Genomic DNA, 17,344 nt, shown 5'->3' with positions numbered 1-17,344 from the left:
GATCACGCCGATCGCTCATCAGAATCACGGAACTCCCCTGGGCAGTCGTTTCTAGGCAAACTTTTCGTGTAGACGATTGGTTTGATAGGCCTCGATCAAACGCTCCAGCACTTCAACACGGTGCTGAATTCGCTGGCCGCGTTCGGTATCGCGAGTTTGGCGGGGCGTTTCGAAAGTTCGAATGTTTTGAACCTTGGGCACGATGTCGACGCCATCACGAATGGCAGATTCGACCGATTCAAAGTGAGAGTGTTCGGCCAACACAATCCGATCGGGCTCCAGCACCAATGTGTAACCGTAGTCGCCATAGGCTTCCGAGAAAGCGCCGTCGATCGTGATCGCCTTGCCGCTGCGTTTCAGGGGCGACTCGCCTTTTTCAACTTTCACCGGCACGTGGCCATTTACGATCAAACCATCTTCGGTCGCCATCCCAAACTCAGCCAACACTTTGTCGCAATAGCCAACTTCATGAATCAAATTGAAGTAAGCATCTTTGGACTCATGGTGCGATTTCTTGTCTTCGATAAAGTCCCGTTCCAAGGTGGCGATTCGGTCTTTGCCGAACAGCGGCGAACGAGGACCGCTCCATAGGTACCAAAGGAAATCCAAGTCGGACTGTTCAGATTCAACAACGGCCCGACGGACCACCTTTTCGATTCCTTCATACAACGCTCGTCCGGAAAGCATTTTGCCATCCACTGATAGCGGCAAGAAATTCCCGCTGCTATCCGACGGTACGCAACCGTGAAAGATGAGACACTCATCGCGTCGTAGATACATCGAACCGTGTCCGACCATGAACCGCATCTGCTCGTGCAACTTTTGGCTCTTCAAGAACGAGTGTTTCAAACGGGCCAAGCAATCCGCTTCTTCAGTGGACAATTCGTAGGGGTTGGCCGGATCGACCGTTGGGAACAGCGTGTCGCGTAACTCATACGTGTTGCCATCAATCTCGATGGTGCCATTTTCGTGGTCAATTCGGTGCATCAACCGTCGGTGATCAAGCTCCCAGTGGGGATTCCGCTCAATGAGCTGCCCTTCCAGTTTGAACTGCATCACGGCGGCAGCTTTTTGCATCCGAGCGACCACTTCGGCGGGCCGCATGCCGTCGCCCTTTGGCATGAAGTTGACCGCCGGATCGTCTGCATAGACGGTTCGTGCCAAATGCTCCAGCGGAGTCAGCGGTACGCTGTACCCTTCGTCCAATTGCCCCAATCTTCGGTACCGCAGTGACACTCGCAGCACGGTACAGATCAACGCCTCGTTGCCCAGCGAGGCGCCCAACCAAAGCACGTCGTGGTTCCCCCAAATGAATTCCACATTGGGCTGCAATCGCAGGTAATCCATCACTCGATCGCCGCGAGGCCCACGGTCCCAGCAATCACCTCCAATAATCAACTCATCAACCGCCAGGTTCCGGATCACTCGCCCCAGCAGGTGGATCAGGTGCAAGGCACGATCACGCCGCACCAATTCATCCAGGATCGCGCCGACAAACTCCGGTCCCCGCTCGGTCGATGGCGAGTGCAGCATCTCCAAAAGCAGCTCACGGTATTCTGCCGGGAACACGCCCGACGCCAATCTTAAGCTGAAGTTCGAAACCAAGTACCGCAACAGCTCCAACTGAGGCTTCAGCATTCGGAAGGCATACGCTTTGATCTCAACCGGATCGACAAGCGATTGCGACAGACGCTTGGTCACCTCGGCGGGATAAAACGTGAGCGTCAGGAACTCTTCCATTTCCTCCGACGTCATCGTGTCCGAAAAAATCTCCTCGACCAGCGGCCGCAGAGTTCCCGACGCGTTGTTGATAACGTGCTGCAGCTTTTTGTCTTCCCCATGGATGTCGCTGATCACGTGAACCGCCCCTTTGGGCAAGGTCTGCACGGCAGCCAGACGGGCTGTTTCAGCAATCGCAGCGTCGACGTTGGGATATTCCAACGCCAAAAGCTCCAGAATCGTTAGATCAGCTTCCGGGCGTTTGAACGAATGATGGGAGTTCGACATGTCGAGAATGGCAAAATAGGGAGGATCGAAGATCGAATCCGCCTATTGTTACACGAAAGTCCTGCCCCGCATCCAGCGAACAATGGAGAGCGCCAGAAAACGACCAATTGGGTAGTGCATAAACCCAGAAGAGCTGCTGATGCACTAGAACTTGATTTCGTGCGGTTCTAGCTTCTTCCAGTCGAATTCCACGCCCGTGCCAGGAGTGTCAGGGGCGACCGCCAAGTGGTCCTCGATCACCAATGGGCGTGTCGTGTATTGGTCGATCGGGAAACTATGCACTTCGATCCATCCGGCATTGGGTTGTGCGCTGACCAAGCTGACATGCAATTCCTGCATCCCATGCGAGCAGACCGGCATTCCGCCACCTCGCGTGCGAGACATTTCGCAAACTTTCAAGAACCCAGTGATCCCACAACAATTACTAGCGTCGGGCTGGATGTAGCTCAACTTGGCATGGTCAAACGCCAATCCAAACTCGTGTTCGGTGTGCAGATTCTCGCCCATTGCGAGTGGAACACCGGTCGCGTCGGCGATTTTAGCGAACCCGAAGTAATCGTCCGGCAGCGTCGGTTCTTCGAACCACAACACGTTGTGTTCTTGGAATCTTTTGGCGGATTCAATCGCTTCGGGTACCGACAACGCATAGTTCGCATCCACCATGAAAGCGACATCGTCGCCAACCAGCTTACGGACGGCCGCAGCCCGAGCATAATCTTCCGCCCGGTCCGGACGGCCAACCTTAATCTTCACACCATTGTGACCAGCATCAAGGAAACCACGAATGCTGTCCAGCAATTCATCTTGGGACAATCCCAAGTCGATACCACCTCGGTAAGCCTTACATCGGCTATCCGCGCCACCTGCCATTTGCCACAACGGCTTGTCTTCCCGCTTGCCACGCAAATCCCACAACGCAATATCGACTGCACTGACGGCGAACGATGCGATGCCGCCCCGTGCGACGTAATGCAAATGCCACTCCAGTTGATCGTAGCGGGCCGCGATGTCGGCCCCATCGGTCCCCACTAGTGCCGGGGCGATATCGTGGTGGATCATCGCCGCGATCGCATGCCCGCCCTTGCCACCGGTATAGGTGTAGCCCGTCCCGGTACTGCCGTCTTCCAACGTGACCGTCGCGGTAACTAATTGAAACGAATGATGATTACCGTGCTTGGCATCCACCATGACAAAAGGCAATGGCACATTAAACAGGCGTGTCTGAATCGATTGGATATTCACACAATTCAATTTCGGTGCTGGCTCGACATGGGAAGATGCATCAACGGCGTCCTCACTCGAAACACGAAAAGCTTCGACCGAATCGATGTGATGTGGATTCTCAGTATGCATAGTTGATCTCTCTATCTGTGTTGTCATCGAACACGCGAACAGTTCTGACACATGGGTGTGTCAGAAACTAGCCTGCAAAATTAACGTACATCGTTTTCTTCTCGAGATAGTTTTCGAGACCGTACTTACCATCTTCCCCACCGGTACCACTCATCTTGTGACCGTTGTGAAAACCTTGGCGCTGTTCACCCATGGGTCGGTTGACATAAATCTCACCGAATTCCAATTCAAGAACAGCCCGCTGGATCAATCGCATATCGTTGGTGAATAAAAACGCCGCCAATCCATAGTCAGTGTCATTGGCGAGCGACAAAGCTTCCTCGTAACTGCCCACCCGCATGATCGGACTGACGACACCGAAAGCTTCCGACCGCATGATTTCCATGTTGTTGTTGCAATCGGTAAGAATGGTCGGCTCGTACCAATGCCCCTTGGCAAACTGCTCACCTTCAGGCCGCTTCCCACCGATCACCACTTTGGCTCCGTCGGCGACTGCCTTGTTGACCAGTTCTTCCAACTTATCGGTCTCAAACGCGTTGACCTTGGGTCCGATATCGGTAGCGGAATCCATGGGATCGCCAATCTTCAACTTAGAAACGGCGTCGGTGTACTTCTCTACAAACTTGTCGTAAACCGCATCGTGGATGTAGAAGCGTTCGGGACATGTGCAAACCTGTCCGCTATTGAGATGCCGCGACATGACAGCCGCGTCGACTGCCTTATCAACGTCGCCATCGGCCAACAAGATGAAGGGTGCTTTCCCGCCCAATTCCAACCGAACCGCCGTCAGACGATCGGCTGACTTGCGAAAGATTTGCTGGCCCGTCTTGGTCGATCCTGTCATCGTGACCAAACGGGTAATGGGGTTGGTCACAAGTTCTTCGCCCATGACCGGACCGAGTCCTGTCACTAGGTTGAGAACGCCATCGGGGATCCCAGCTTCTTTGGCTAGCTCACCCAAAGCCAACAGCGACACGGGCGATTCAGGCGACGGTTTGACCACCATCACGTTCCCCGTCGTCAGGGCCGGCCCGATCTTTCGACACGCCAATGCAAGTGGGAAGTTCCAGGCGGCGATACCAACGGTTACACCGTAGGGCACCTTGTGAATCATGATGTGTTCACCGGGCAAATCCGAAGGCAAAATGTCGCCCTCGATCCGGCGAGCCGCTTGGGCAGGAAAGTTAATGAAGTCCGCTGAGACATCGACTTCGCCCAAAGCCAACGCGTACGTCTTCCCCATCTCGGTCGTTAGGATTTTGGCGAATTCCTCTCGGTTCGCTCGAATCAAGTCCGCGAACTTGGCCAAAATATTGCCGCGTTCCACCGCTGGCATCGCAGCCCACGCCGCTTGGGCCGCTTGAGCGGATTCCAATGCAAGCTGGGCGTCTTGTACGGTTCCTTTCGGAACGGTGTAACAAATTTCTTCATTGGCCGGGTTGGCGACTTCAATCGTTTCACCCGAAGACGACTCGTGCCATTGCCCATTGATGTACATGCGATAGTGATCGCGACCATCAATCGTGTCTTTCATTGTGTTGGTCATGATTCAGTCTTGAAGAATTGCAAATGTTTAATAATGAATGCGTCCAGCCGGGACACTGAATGCCACTGGGTCATCCAATCGGCTCGATCGCCGAGCCGATCAAGTTAGCCACCAACCGCTAAGAAACGTCCTAACGTGGCATGGTGCTTCTACCGTCCCATCCAGCCACCGTCGACCAATAGCGTCGTCCCGTGAACGTACCCAGCGGCCTCGGACGCCAGGAAAACAACCGGTCCTTTAAAATCATCTGGCTCACCCCAACGCCCCGCCGGAATACGAGCCAATATCTGTTCGGTGCGTACGGGATCGTTTCGCAGTGCCTCGGTGTTGTCAGTCGCGATGTAGCCCGGTGCGATCGCGTTCACGTTGACGCCTTTGCCGGCCCACTCATTGGCCAACGCCATCGTCAACTGACCGATCCCGCCTTTGCTTGCCGCATAGCCCGGCACGGTGATGCCGCCCTGGAACGTGAGCAACGATGCGGTGAAGATGACCTTCCCGCTACCGCGAGCAATCATATCTTTGCCGAATTCGCGTGACAAAACGAACTGAGTATTCAAGTTCACTTCCATCACCTTGTCCCAATAATCATCGGGATGCTCCGCAGCCGGTGTCCGCAAGATCGTTCCGGCGTTGTTGACCAGGATGTCGATCTGAGGATGGGCTGATTTCACTGATTCGATGAAGGCGTACACCGCTTTACGATCGGCGAAATCACATTGATAGCCCGTGAACGATCGTCCCGTGGCAACCACCTCTTTCTCCACATCGCTTCCGCTGGTTTCTAGCGACGCCGAAACGCCGATGACATCAGCCCCCGCTTCAGCTAAGCCCACAGCCATCGCTTTACCAATGCCACGTTTGCAGCCGGTTACGAGTGCGGTCTTTCCGGTGAGATCGAATTTCTGAAGAGTGGTCATGAACGGCAAAGAAGAGAAAAAGGGGAGATAAAGTGAAAGGCTCGTCAGCACAATGCGCCGACGCCGTGCTAGCTGCACTGAATCAGATATTTGATCCCGTCAGGGTTGGCGTCGATGGCTTCAAAGGTTTCCTGGACCTGGTCGATCGGATTGACTTTGGTGATCAGCTTGTCCAGATGCAACTTCCCATCACCGGCCAATTGAATCGCTTCGTCGAAGTCTTCCTGCTCGTAAAGTCGAGCACCGATCATCTTGATTTCGGACCAGAAGAACTTGAACAAGTTCACCGGTTTGGGTTGCGGATGAATCGCGACCATCACGATACGGCCCCGCACGTTGGGCAGTTCCGTCATGACTTCCACACCCGGCGCCGAACCTGAAACTTCAAACACACAGTCCGCCATCTTTCCGTCGGTAATTTCACTAACCGCTTCCGGAAGGTTTTGCTTGGTTGGATCAACAACTTCAAACCCCAATGACTTGGCAAGTTCCAATCGTGATGGATTCACTTCCGACAAGATGACCTTCGCACCCTTTTCCATCGCGACTAAACCAATCAACAAACCGATGGGGCCGCCACCGATCACCACGCATGTTTCGCCTGCAACGACCTCACCCAGACGCACGTCATGGCAGGCAACAGCGGCGGGTTCGATCATGGCACCGTGCTGCAGACTTAATGATTCAGGCAACGCGTGCAGCGTGTATGCCGGCACGGTCCACGACGACTGCATCCCGCCTGGCATATCAATGCCAATGAACTTCAGGTTCTTACCAACGTGTGCATGGCCATTGTCGAAACTGGACGGCTCTCCGAAACACAACGGACGCACCGCGACGCGATCACCTACCGCAACCGATGTCACACCTTCGCCGACTTCGGCAACGGTCGCCGATGCTTCATGTCCGATGATCTGCGGGTTACTTACCCGCTGGTCCATGGAACCATGAAAGATATGAATATCGGTTCCGCAAATTCCACAAAACGCGACTTCCAAACGAGCCTCGCCAGGACCTGGCTTGATCGCTTCGCTGATTCCGACGGCAACTTCGCGGTTGCCTTTGTATTGAGCAGATTTCATGTTTTCTTTTTGTAGTGAAGGGGCGAAGCGCCCATCGATCGTCGTGTCGTTCAATCCGCGCAGACCGCTCGCCTGCGTGAGTTCCTGTGACCGCTGTTTAAGCCCAACTAAGCTTGTAAACGGTCGTGTCGTGATAGGTCTCGCCAGGTTTCAAAACGCTGTTCGGCGAACCAGCGATATTCGGTCCGTTGGGATACTTCGAAGTTTCTAAACATAAACCACGAAATTGCCCGAACTGGGCTCCGCTTTCGCGTTGCAGGTTGTCCGATGTGTAGCGACCGGTGTAGAGCAAAGTCCCAGGTTCAGTGGACTGCACTTCCAAACGCCGCCCCGTCGTCGGTTCACTGATCTCGGCTACTTTCGCAAGCGTGCCAACCGGCTTACTGAACGCGTAATAGTGTTCGAATCCCAACGGAAGTTCGTCAAAGGCATCGCCAATTCGTTTCGGTTCGTTAAAGTCCGCCGCCGTTCCAGCAACGTCCGCGACTTGCCCCAGTGGAACGCCGGTGTCGTCGGCGACTAGATAGCGATCGCTTTCAAGTTGCAAAACATGATCGAGAACCTTGTCACGGAACCCGTTCAGGTTGAAATACGTGTGGTTGGTCAACGATACCGGCGTCGCACGATCCGTCGTCGCTTTGTAGTCGATACGGATTTCATTTTCGCTGGTCAATCGATACTCAACGACCACCTTTAACTGCCCGGGAAAGGACTCTTCGCCGTCTTCGCTATCTAGCGACAACGTCAGCGATACGGAGCCCGAGTCCTCGGATGTTTCGACGACACCCCAAACCCGCTTGTCAAATCCTTTCACTCCACCGTGCAAGTGGTTCGGTCCGTCGTTGGTCGCGACTTGATGTTGCGTTCCGTCAATTGTGAATTGGCCGTCCTTAATGCGAGCAGCGTAACGTCCGACAAGGCAACCGAAATAGGGCGAGTTGGCTTTGTATTCGTCGCCAAAATAGCCTTCCAGCGAATCGAAACCACACACGATGTCATCGACATTGCCATCCTTGTCGGGCATCGTGATTGAGGTCACGGTACCACCGTAGGTCATGACCTTCATCGACACGCCATTGTCATTGGTCAACGTATAACGCTCGACCGACTGACCCTCAAACTCGCCGAATGGCTCTTTTGCAATCTTCATGACTTAGGCCCTTTCCATCAAAAGCGACAAGTTCGAAACAACGGGCTCCTCGGCTGGAGCTTGGTCAAGCGTTTGGCCGACCGCCAGCACAAGCACACCAACCACCATGCAAGCCAAACCCGTGTACAACCATCGTCGGGCTGCGGGCGAAGCCTTGGTCCATTCGCCGGTCAAGATGCCACTGATCACGGCAACGACCAAACAAGTTGTGTTGAAGATGGCATAGACCACCACGGGGCCATTGGCGCCTAAACTATCGGCGGCGAACGCGTACATGGCCGACGCTGCGTAGTGAAAGAACGCCATCACGAAGATCAAGATCAAGTTTTTGCCGAACGCAGGCGTCTTGAACTTGCCCCACGCATTCTTTTTGGACAACTGAAACAAGAAGTAGAGCGTCATCACGACGCCACCGCTCAAGAACACTGGCAACATCACCGCCATCGCAGTCATCCAAGCTGGATTCCCGTTGGCCGTAACCGCATCGCCCAAAGGTCCGGCTCCGTAGGTGAACGCTACGTTAAAACCTGTTGCCAATAGCCCGCCGAAGACAGCGATAAAGATCCCCAAACCATACGATCGTTTGGGTGGACTGGCGTCACCGCTTCCGGCCGCTGTTTCAGCTTGCTGAAGAGCCAGCTCATCCGCTTCTCGCGTGAGTCCGGCTCGCCCGTTGGAAAGCACTCCCAGCAAAACGACTGCGATGCCTACCAAAATCGAGATCAATGCTGGCGTTGAGGGTAGCGGCTGGCCTTTGGAAATCGCGATGCCCAGCGGCAACACGCTGCCCACCAAGATCACCGTACCGATGAATAGCGAAAACCCAAGCGACAACCCGATGTGGTCAATCGCCTTGCCCCACATCATCACACCAACGCCCCACAGGAAGCTGGCAACGATCATTGTGATCAACACGCTGGAATCGATCCCGGCGTAAATGTCGCCCACGCCCTTCATCAATCCAAAGGTGGCGATCAACGGGACCACAAACATGGTCAGCACAAAGAACAAACTCCATTTGTTCTCTTCTTCGAAATCCGACGTGTACTTACCTGGCAGGGCATACAGCCCAAGCATGGTTCCCGCGATAACCGCAGCGGCGATACCAATGAACATAATGATGGAATCCCTTGTGTAGAGAGGCATCCGCAGCGGTCCGAAGATCGGACCGGTCGCACACCTCTATTTAATATTGGCTTTCAGCGCCGCGATCGTCGCTCGCGCTTTCCTGGTACTCAACGCTTGGAAAATCTTCGCGTGTTCTTGATAGCTCTGCTCGTAGTTCTCTAGACGCGTGTACGTCAGCAGCATTCGCGAGCAAAGCAGTCGCCAAGCACCGACGAAATCCTCGCCACCGCACGCGACCAAGATCGATTCGTGAAATGCGATATCGCACTGCGCGATTCGATTCGCTTCACAGGAGTCACACGCTTCTTTCAAACGCTTCAACGCCCGTTCCACCAACGCCAGCCCAGCCTCGTCCAGATCGGCAATCCCCTTCTCGACGACATACCCTTCGATCTGTTGCCGAACCATCGTGATGAAACCGCGGTCTTCGGGGTTGGGTGGGTCCCGAACGGTAACCCCTCGGTTAGCCTGATAGGTCAGGAACCCTTCGTGCGACAACTGAATAAAAGCGTCACGGATAGGCCCGCGACTGACCCCGAGTTTTGATGCAAGTTCCGTTTCTCGAAGCGTCGCTCCCGCCGGGAACTCGCCCGAAACCAAGTCATCTCGAAGGCGGTTGGTAATTTGCTCGCGTATGGTGAGTGGTGCTGTAGGCATCAGAGAATTCCGTTTGAAGAGTAGGCTCCCCGGTTGATTGTTAACAATCTAATGGGTAGGATCAGCAAATACAAGACGTTCATTGTAAATCATTTGGAACATTTCGTTGACCTTTAACCAACTTGCGGACCTGAAACTCATCCCAGTGGTCGCAATTCAGGCCGTCGAGGATGCCGCCCCCCTGGCAGACTCCCTCGAATCGGGGGGTCTGCCGGTCGCTGAGATCACTTTGCGAACGGACGCCGGACTACAGGCAATCGCGACACTTGCCTCGCGAGAAGGCTTCGAAGTCGGCGCGGGGACCGTGCACAGCGTCGAACAAGCCAAGCAAGTCAGCGACGCGGGCGCGAAGTTCATCGTGGCTCCCGGATTCAACCCGAAAACAGTTCAGTGGTGCTTGGACAACAAAATGCCCGTGTACCCCGGATGTTCCAGCCCCACCGATCTTGAAATGGCGTTGGAGTTCGGTCTGGAAATCGTGAAGTTTTTCCCCGCCGAACAAATCGGAGGCGTTGCGATGCTGAAAGCACTGCAAGGTCCTTACGCCGACATGCGATTCATTCCCACAGGCGGAATCAGCAAAGCCAACCTACGCGACTATCTAGCGTTGTCTTCCGTGATCGCCTGTGGTGGAAGCTGGATGGTCAAATCGGATCTAATTAAGGAAGGACGCTTTGACGAGATCCAGCGTTTGACCGCCGAAGCGGTTAGCCTCAGCAACCAGTGCGAATAGCTGGATTCACCACCAGTCAACAAGCGTTATTCGCCCACAATCGCTTAACCATTTGGGACCCCACCTGCCATGTCGTCGACTCTATCGATCAAGCCAGCTTCCGATTGTCAGTTTGACCTTATCTCTTTAGGTGAGGTCATGGTGCGACTCGATCCGGGTGAAACCCGCATTCGCACTGCTCGAGAATTTCGCGTTTGGGAAGGCGGCGGCGAATACAACGTGGCCCGCGGTCTGCGACGTTGTTTCGGCATTCGCACTGGACTGGTCAGCGCGTTCGCAGACAACGAAATCGGCCGACTCGCCGAAGACCTGATCTTGCAGGGCGGCGTCGACATGAGCTTCGTCAAATGGATGCCCTACGACGGATTGGGACGCACGATCCGCAACGGGCTTAACTTCACCGAACGCGGGTTCGGAATCCGCGGCGCCGTCGGTTGTCCCGACCGTGGACTGACCGCCGCCAGCCAACTCAAACCCGGTGACATCGACTGGGATCATTTGTTCGGAAAACTGGGCGTTCGCTGGTTTCATACCGGCGGCATCTACGCGGCACTTAGCGACACCACACCCGACGTCGTCATCGAAGCGGTTCAGTGCGCACGCAAGCACGGCACCGTGGTCAGCTATGACCTGAACTACCGCCCCTCACTATGGAAGGGAATCGGCGGCCACCAAAAAGCTCAGTCCGTGAATCGCGAAATCGCTAAGTCCGTCGATGTGATGATCGGCAACGAAGAAGACTTCACCGCATGCCTGGGACTGGAAGTGGAGGGCGTCGACGAAAACCTGGGCAACATTGACGTTGCCAATTTCAAACGAATGATCGAACGTGCCGTCGAAGAGTTCCCCAACTTCATCGCGACCGGAACCACGCTGCGAGAAGTCCATTCAGCGACCGTCAACGATTGGAGCGCCATCGCTTGGTACGACGGACAATTCCACGAATCACAAGCGTTCCCGAAACTTGAGATCATGGACCGAGTCGGTGGCGGCGACAGTTTTGCCAGCGGTTTGATCTATGGATTCCTGACCACCGGCGACGCGGCAAAAGCGGTGAACTACGGGGCCGCACACGGCGCCCTGGCGATGACCACCCCCGGCGACACCACCATGGTGACCGTCAATGAAGTCGAAAAAATCATGGCGGGTGGCGGCGCCCGCGTGGTTCGCTAGCGTTCAAACGACCGGTGGCCACCGAAGTGCTTCCCCGCGTTCCATTCCTGTTTCGCTTGTTCACGTCACCTCTCCGGAGTCCCCAATGACAATGACTAAGGCACTCGCGTTGACCGGCATTCTGCTCGGGTTGATCGCGACGAATCCGCTGACCAACAACCTCGCCCACGCGCAACCAGTCACCGCCCCGGAACATCAGTCCAGCCATTCAAATTCGGCGGAATCCAAAACGAGGCTGCAACCTTTCCTGCTAGAGCCAGACACTTCGAAGACTTGGAAACTCGTCGACGCCTACTCCGACGAGTTCAATTCAGACAAGATCAACCGCCGCAAATGGTTCACCGAAATGGCTCCCTGGGGCGACCGTGCTTGGTCACCCGATAATCTTTCACAGCGTGATGGATCACTGTTCATCCAGGCGCGTTATGAACCGCACGTGCAAAAAGGCAAAAAGTACTTCTACAAGCTCGGAATTCTACAGTCGACGACCAAGACGACGTACGGCTACTTCGAGGCTCGGATCAAAGGATGCAGTCGCTTCCCAGGTCTGTGCCCTGCGTTCTGGCTATACAGCAATGGCAGAGATCTAAACCCGGCCTACCCCAAGGTCACCTACAGCGAAATCGACATCGTTGAAATGCAACAAGACCTCTGGAGCCCAATCACCAAAAAGAACAGTGGTATCAAACACATCGATTGCAACCTGCACACACGCGTTATCAACGACCAAGGCAAAGAGGTTTGGATTCGCCCCAACGATCGACCTGACCTGTGCCAACACGAATGGATTCCACCCTGGGACCCTCGCGACCACTTCCATGTCTACGCATGTGAAAACACTCCCGAGATGATCACCTGGTACATCGACGGCAAGAAAGTGGCCGAGGAAAAAAACCTCTATTGGCACCTGCCGATGAACGTCACCTTCACCCTCGAACTCCGCCCGCCGTTGATCGCCTGGGCCGGAGTCGACGGGCGTGAACCCGTTGCTGAAGCGTCCACGCCGGATGGGTTCCCGACTGAGATGGCCGTCGACTACGTCCGTGTCTGGACATCCGCCCAAGATTGACCATCGCCATGCATCCGACCATTCCGTTCCGTTCGTTACCGACATCCCCCAATCAAAACCATGTCAAATCGATTCCTGCTTTCGTTTTTTGTCACGAGTCTCTTCACGGCCCCCGCTCTTTTCACGGCTCCCGCCATGTCACAAGATTCACCGCAGCCTACCCCGGAACAAATTGACTTTCTGGGAATCACTCACCCCGACAAACTCAGTGCGGCTTCCAAGCGAGCACTCTTGTGGCCGGACATTGGCAACGAATGGTTCATCGAGTTCCAAACCCACGACCTCAAAGGCGATTTCGCGTTCGAAAAAGGGGTTTGCCGCCGCGACCCCAGTGCGGTCATTAAAGAAAATGGCAAGTACTACGTCTGGTATTCGCGAAGCACCGGCGAAACACAAGGCTTCGGCGGCGACGTCGAAACCGAGAAGGTTTTCCCCTGGGATCGTTGCGACATTTATTACGCAACCTCAACCGATCGCATCACCTGGAAAGAACAAGGACTCGCTGTTCCACGCGGCGAACCGGGTGCCTACGACGATCGTTCCGTCTTCACGACTGAAATTATGAAACACGATGGCATGTATTACTTGTGCTATCAAACTGTCAAATCACCATACACCGTGCGAGTGAAAAACCAAATCGGGCTCGCCTGGTCGAACTCTCCCGATGGGCCCTGGACCAAAAGTGAAGAGCCAATCTTAAGCCCCGCCGACAACGGCATCTGGGAAGGCACCGAGCAAAATCGATTCAAGGTCAAGAAGAAAGGCGACTTCGATAGCCACAAGGTTCACGACCCTTGCATCATTCCGTTTAAAGGAAAGTTCTACCTTTACTACAAAGGCGAACAGATGGGCGAAGCGATTACTTTTGGCGGTCGACAAATTCGTCATGGCGTCGCCATCGCAGACAACCCCAAGGGCCCCTACGTCAAAAGCCCGTACAACCCGATCAGCAACAGCGGACACGAGGTTTGCGTTTGGCCCTATAACGGCGGCATCGCTTCATTGATCACGACCGACGGTCCTGAAAAGAACACCATCCAGTGGGCTCCCGATGGGATCAATTTTGAAATCATGTCTGTGATCAAGGACGCGCCCCACGCGATCGGCTTGGACCGCACAGCCGACAACGAAGCCGAACCAACTGAAACCCTGCGTTGGGGACTGACTCACCAATACGCAACCTGGAACTACCAGGTTATCCGCGGCTTCACATCGCACCGAATCAAAAGCCACCTCGCCAAAGGCGAAAAAGGCGACGACTGATTCCCCGACGCGATATTCAGACCGGGCGCCGACTCACCGGCGCCCAGGATGGACTGCTAGAACATTTTGAGATTTGACGTGCCCAATCCCGGTAGCTGGGTTCGCCATATTTCAGTTTGCGGTTCATAGGCCGGACCAAGCGCGGCGACGTTCCGGCAATCATGCGCCTGCCGGATGGGCGTCGCAAAACCTCCTTCATCCGGCCTACTTTTGGGTCGTTACGTGATTGGTCTTTTTAGCTGGATTCGACAGACTTCAGAGCACCGGAGTCTGGCGACACCGGCTACATCCTTTTCAAAAACGCTCTAGCCTGGGTTATGCCATGCCCAAATAAACTCAGCCGCATGTCGCGAAAAGTTCAGACGCACAGGCAGGAACAAATTTGACTTCGAGCCCGAAGACACATCTGCCTGCATCATGAACAGCACGTACGCAACGAGCCGACAGGCCTAGCTCAGATATCACGCTGACAGTCGCTGAATCCGAGAACCACCTAGCTGTAGCCGCCCCGCTGTAGCCGCCTTGCCAGTGCGACTCGTTCCCAGCCAATTTGCCCTGGCGTCCTCGGACTCTGATGACGATCGAACAATCCATCAAAGTTCTGTGCTGTCGATTCCTTCGCCAATGAACTGGCCATGACCTAGGCCGTTACTAGCGAGGCGATTGCCCGAAAAGCAAACGCACCGGAGAAGATTGGGTGCGTTCACAATTTCATGACCAACAGTCGATACGCCCCGTCCAGTCGCTCTTCTATCGCGTGCGATACGGAAGCTTCTCGGACACCGCCGAATGTAGAAACTTTGGACCAAAGGCCCTCAGCAAAGACCTTTCACTACTGAAAGGTTCCCGCTGGTGAAAGCCCGTAGATAGATCACTCCAGTGAGCCAACACACTAAAAGGTTAGCCAAAGCGGACTAACCTGATCTTCCGAGCCGCTCATGACGAATGCGCGTATTTGGCGACAGCATCCTCATCCTACCGGCACTCTGCCCTACTAGCGTTCTTCCCGATCAGAACTTTGACTGGCTTTCCAACACCGTCCGCTAGGTCAAACCTTTCGCCTAAACTGCGAACCTCTGTACCCCGACGGGCCCAGGTGAATTGAAAACATTTTTGGTTCGCCTGCAACTTGCGATCAACATCCGAGAAGTTGATCGCACGCGTTGAAACGGCGTATCTTGGACGGGACAACCAGATCGGTGTCCCTAGATAAACACCACTGTTCGAAATGCGAATTTCATTGTACCTGTGGGCGATCGGTCGAGGATTCTCTTGCTTTCTGTTGGGCTTCTAGTTCGGCCTTAATTTCAGCCAACTGGCTATCATTAGCGCCCTCCAACACGTTCTCAGCGACCGGGTCACCGCAACCAACGGCAAAACATAAACAGGAAACCAGGACGTAAAACTTAACCAAGTTCATGGGACTCTCAATGAAAAGGAAGGGTTCAAAAAGGGACAATCAGGATCAAAAAAATCCAAGCAACGCATCAATGGTCCGAACACGACTTGGATTAACAATGCCAGGCTGCTTCCCCAGAAGGCTACAACCTGGCTTGAACGTCGATGGTAGAGCACATCGCACCGGGCAACGCCCGACTTTGCATTCAAAGCCGGGCGTCCCTTAGCGAGATTGTTTACAGTTCTTGGTCAATCGTTTCCTTAGCTGCTCGGCTTCCCAGTGCTCCCCACAAGCCGTATGAGCTCTTTGCACCAGGATTGTAGCCACCGTCTGGAGCACGACTTCGAGAGTCACCTGCCTCGATAGAGTCGGTGATAAACTTAACAGCACCATCAGCCATCAAGACGTGAACGCCTCCTTGGTGACGACTGGATGGTGGGGCGACTGTGATCCAAAAATCAGCCGAAAAACCGCACAATTCGCGGTTGGGCGGCAAAATGGTGTTCATCGCTGAGTAAACAGAAAGCTGATCAAACCAGTGGTAGCCGCGGCCATTCGTCGAGGTAGCGACAGTGGTTGCGGGAGCCCAAAACTGAGGGCGTTCCGAATCGATCAAACCTGTTGTGTCAGCACACTTGGACGGATTCGCAATTTGCTCGCCACCCCAGAAACTCGTCTTGGTTTGCGAGATAGTCCGCTTGTCTTTGTCACCAAGGTCAGTCGCGATTTCGCCCATTGCGATCGTATTGGAAAGACCATCAAGAATGTCACGAAAGCGAGTGCTGTAATAGTTGACGAAGACGCCACGCGCCGCACCACGAATATCTTCGGCCTCAGCATTGGTCATCTTGTCCAAGAATCGATCGTTTGCCAGCGGACGATAACCGCGATACATGTGGTTCCCAGAGTCGCCTAGGCAGACGGCATAGTTAGTTCGGCCAGCGGCTGGCAACCCGCTCCCTGGATCGCTCGGGCATCGCAAACCTGGAAGTTCCGTAACCCAAGGCACATAGCCATTGCTATCTACCCAGTAGTTGGGACTTGGTCCCATCGCGGGCCATGGGTCAGTTGTACTGCGAGTCGTTCCATCTGCGTTTTGCAGACTTGGATTGGAAAGCTGCTCCCAAAGTGCTTGCTGTTCAACGAATGGAAGAAGGCCACCCAGGGCTGACAGTTTGCTCATGGTGGCGTCTTGCGATTGGCTCCACCAATCTGCGGTCGTCAATTGGCTCATGTCATCTGTACCAGTTCCTTGTCGTGGGAGCTGGTTGTAGGCGCTGTGGTAGTTGTGCAACGCCAAGCCCAATTGCTTGAAGTTGTTGCTGCAGCTCATACGTCGTGCGGCTTCTCGAGCAGCCTGAACAGCGGGAAGTAGCAATCCAACGAGGACGCCGATGATTGCGATGACGACGAGCAACTCGACTAATGTGAAGCCGCCCCGGCTTCTGTGAGTAGCGGAAGGCATGGTGGAACACCTTTTAGAGAGGGTTAATGGAACGAAAATACCCAGAACAAGTCCGGCGATAGATGATTGTTAACATTTAACTGACTTGTGTCAAGCGATTTTGACCTTTTTCTCTTATTTTACGGTCCTGTGGCAGACGTATCGGGCCAACAGGGATCATTCATCTCACCTTGGGTCGCCGTGACTGCCCAGCGTTCTGAACGCTATCGCCCAATTCACGCGGGTTTTTACGGACTTATTCCAAGACTTGCGCAGGGCTTTCGGAGTTACCGACCCGTTCCAATTCCACGCTATTTCGCGGCGTCCGTGCTTGCATCCTGGCCGCATGCGAGCAGCCGTTCCCCCTAATAGCCCGGTGGCCAATGCCTCAATTTGCTTGACACCTCCAAAAAGTTGTAA

The 17,344-nt window shown here is 54.5% G+C and carries 13 protein-coding genes; 4 read left to right on the top strand and 9 right to left on the bottom strand.

The features are described from left to right. Positions 1-51 precede the first annotated feature (51 nt). From ACR3ZL_RS09260 to ACR3ZL_RS09225, 8 genes are all read right to left on the bottom strand, one after another. Positions 52-2,007: a fructose-bisphosphatase class III gene (locus ACR3ZL_RS09260; RefSeq protein WP_473648144.1), complete on the bottom strand. Its 1,956-nt coding sequence runs from the start codon at positions 2,005-2,007 to the stop codon at positions 52-54. Between the two features lie 144 nt (positions 2,008-2,151). Then, positions 2,152-3,360 carry a mandelate racemase/muconate lactonizing enzyme family protein gene (locus ACR3ZL_RS09255; RefSeq protein ID WP_473648145.1) on the bottom strand — a complete coding sequence of 403 codons (1,209 nt, stop codon included), beginning with the start codon at positions 3,358-3,360 and terminating at the stop codon, positions 2,152-2,154. 67 nt (positions 3,361-3,427) lie between these two features. Then, positions 3,428-4,906, bottom strand: a complete 1,479-nt coding sequence (gene aldA / locus ACR3ZL_RS09250) for an aldehyde dehydrogenase (protein WP_473648146.1) — start codon at positions 4,904-4,906, stop codon at positions 3,428-3,430. 149 nt (positions 4,907-5,055) lie between these two features. Continuing rightward, the gene (locus ACR3ZL_RS09245) at positions 5,056-5,826 is read right to left on the bottom strand and encodes an SDR family NAD(P)-dependent oxidoreductase (RefSeq protein WP_473648147.1); all 771 of its coding nucleotides are present in this window, start codon (positions 5,824-5,826) and stop codon (positions 5,056-5,058) included. A gap of 68 nt (positions 5,827-5,894) precedes the next feature. Then, positions 5,895-6,908, bottom strand: a complete 1,014-nt coding sequence (locus ACR3ZL_RS09240; RefSeq protein ID WP_473648148.1) for a zinc-dependent alcohol dehydrogenase — start codon at positions 6,906-6,908, stop codon at positions 5,895-5,897. A 97-nt stretch (positions 6,909-7,005) separates the two neighbouring features. After that, positions 7,006-8,058, bottom strand: coding sequence for an aldose epimerase family protein (locus tag ACR3ZL_RS09235; RefSeq protein WP_473648149.1), 1,053 nt, complete (start codon positions 8,056-8,058; stop codon positions 7,006-7,008). Positions 8,059-8,061: 3 nt separating this feature from the next. Further along, positions 8,062-9,174 (bottom strand): L-rhamnose/proton symporter RhaT, encoded by a 1,113-nt coding sequence (locus ACR3ZL_RS09230; RefSeq protein ID WP_473648150.1) that lies wholly within the window; start codon positions 9,172-9,174, stop codon positions 8,062-8,064. A 66-nt stretch (positions 9,175-9,240) separates the two neighbouring features. Further along, positions 9,241-9,843, bottom strand: a complete 603-nt coding sequence (locus ACR3ZL_RS09225) for a GntR family transcriptional regulator (protein ID WP_473648151.1) — start codon at positions 9,841-9,843, stop codon at positions 9,241-9,243. Between the two features lie 106 nt (positions 9,844-9,949). On the opposite strand from ACR3ZL_RS09225, the gene eda reads away from it, so the two are divergent. The 4 genes from eda to ACR3ZL_RS09205 all read left to right on the top strand — a co-directional run bounded on the left by eda (position 9,950) and on the right by ACR3ZL_RS09205 (position 14,081). After that, the gene (gene eda, locus ACR3ZL_RS09220) at positions 9,950-10,576 is read left to right on the top strand and encodes a bifunctional 4-hydroxy-2-oxoglutarate aldolase/2-dehydro-3-deoxy-phosphogluconate aldolase (RefSeq protein ID WP_473648152.1); all 627 of its coding nucleotides are present in this window, start codon (positions 9,950-9,952) and stop codon (positions 10,574-10,576) included. Positions 10,577-10,645: 69 nt separating this feature from the next. Then, positions 10,646-11,749 carry a PfkB family carbohydrate kinase gene (locus ACR3ZL_RS09215; protein ID WP_473648153.1) on the top strand — a complete coding sequence of 368 codons (1,104 nt, stop codon included), beginning with the start codon at positions 10,646-10,648 and terminating at the stop codon, positions 11,747-11,749. 85 nt (positions 11,750-11,834) lie between these two features. Further along, positions 11,835-12,818 carry a kappa-carrageenase gene (locus ACR3ZL_RS09210; protein ID WP_473648154.1) on the top strand — a complete coding sequence of 328 codons (984 nt, stop codon included), beginning with the start codon at positions 11,835-11,837 and terminating at the stop codon, positions 12,816-12,818. A 135-nt stretch (positions 12,819-12,953) separates the two neighbouring features. Beyond that, complete coding sequence (locus ACR3ZL_RS09205) at positions 12,954-14,081, top strand: glycoside hydrolase family 117 protein (protein WP_473648155.1); 1,128 nt, start codon at positions 12,954-12,956, stop codon at positions 14,079-14,081. Between the two features lie 1,634 nt (positions 14,082-15,715). Here ACR3ZL_RS09205 and ACR3ZL_RS09200 read toward each other — a convergent pair. Then, on the bottom strand, positions 15,716-16,945 hold the full coding sequence (locus ACR3ZL_RS09200; protein ID WP_473648156.1) for a DUF1559 family PulG-like putative transporter: 1,230 nt from the start codon (positions 16,943-16,945) through the stop codon (positions 15,716-15,718). Between the last annotated feature and the right edge of the window lie 399 nt (positions 16,946-17,344).

The sequence above is a fragment of the Rhodopirellula sp. J20-39 genome (genome assembly GCF_057365095.1).
This window is presented reverse-complemented; position numbering and strand designations above follow the sequence as displayed.

What these genes read in the sequence shown, in the direction of transcription:
- ACR3ZL_RS09260 (WP_473648144.1), bottom strand. Translation starts at nt 2,007, where the DNA reads ATGTCGAACTCCCATCATTCGTTCAAACGCCCGGAAGCTGATCTAACG.
- ACR3ZL_RS09215 (WP_473648153.1), top strand. Translation starts at nt 10,646, where the DNA reads ATGTCGTCGACTCTATCGATCAAGCCAGCTTCCGATTGTCAGTTTGAC.
- ACR3ZL_RS09225 (WP_473648151.1), bottom strand. Translation starts at nt 9,843, where the DNA reads ATGCCTACAGCACCACTCACCATACGCGAGCAAATTACCAACCGCCTT.
- ACR3ZL_RS09205 (WP_473648155.1), top strand. Translation starts at nt 12,954, where the DNA reads ATGTCACAAGATTCACCGCAGCCTACCCCGGAACAAATTGACTTTCTG.
- ACR3ZL_RS09230 (WP_473648150.1), bottom strand. Translation starts at nt 9,174, where the DNA reads ATGTTCATTGGTATCGCCGCTGCGGTTATCGCGGGAACCATGCTTGGG.
- aldA (WP_473648146.1), bottom strand. Translation starts at nt 4,906, where the DNA reads ATGACCAACACAATGAAAGACACGATTGATGGTCGCGATCACTATCGC.
- ACR3ZL_RS09235 (WP_473648149.1), bottom strand. Translation starts at nt 8,058, where the DNA reads ATGAAGATTGCAAAAGAGCCATTCGGCGAGTTTGAGGGTCAGTCGGTC.
- ACR3ZL_RS09210 (WP_473648154.1), top strand. Translation starts at nt 11,835, where the DNA reads ATGACAATGACTAAGGCACTCGCGTTGACCGGCATTCTGCTCGGGTTG.
- ACR3ZL_RS09245 (WP_473648147.1), bottom strand. Translation starts at nt 5,826, where the DNA reads ATGACCACTCTTCAGAAATTCGATCTCACCGGAAAGACCGCACTCGTA.
- ACR3ZL_RS09255 (WP_473648145.1), bottom strand. Translation starts at nt 3,360, where the DNA reads ATGCATACTGAGAATCCACATCACATCGATTCGGTCGAAGCTTTTCGT.
- ACR3ZL_RS09200 (WP_473648156.1), bottom strand. Translation starts at nt 16,945, where the DNA reads ATGCCTTCCGCTACTCACAGAAGCCGGGGCGGCTTCACATTAGTCGAG.
- ACR3ZL_RS09240 (WP_473648148.1), bottom strand. Translation starts at nt 6,908, where the DNA reads ATGAAATCTGCTCAATACAAAGGCAACCGCGAAGTTGCCGTCGGAATC.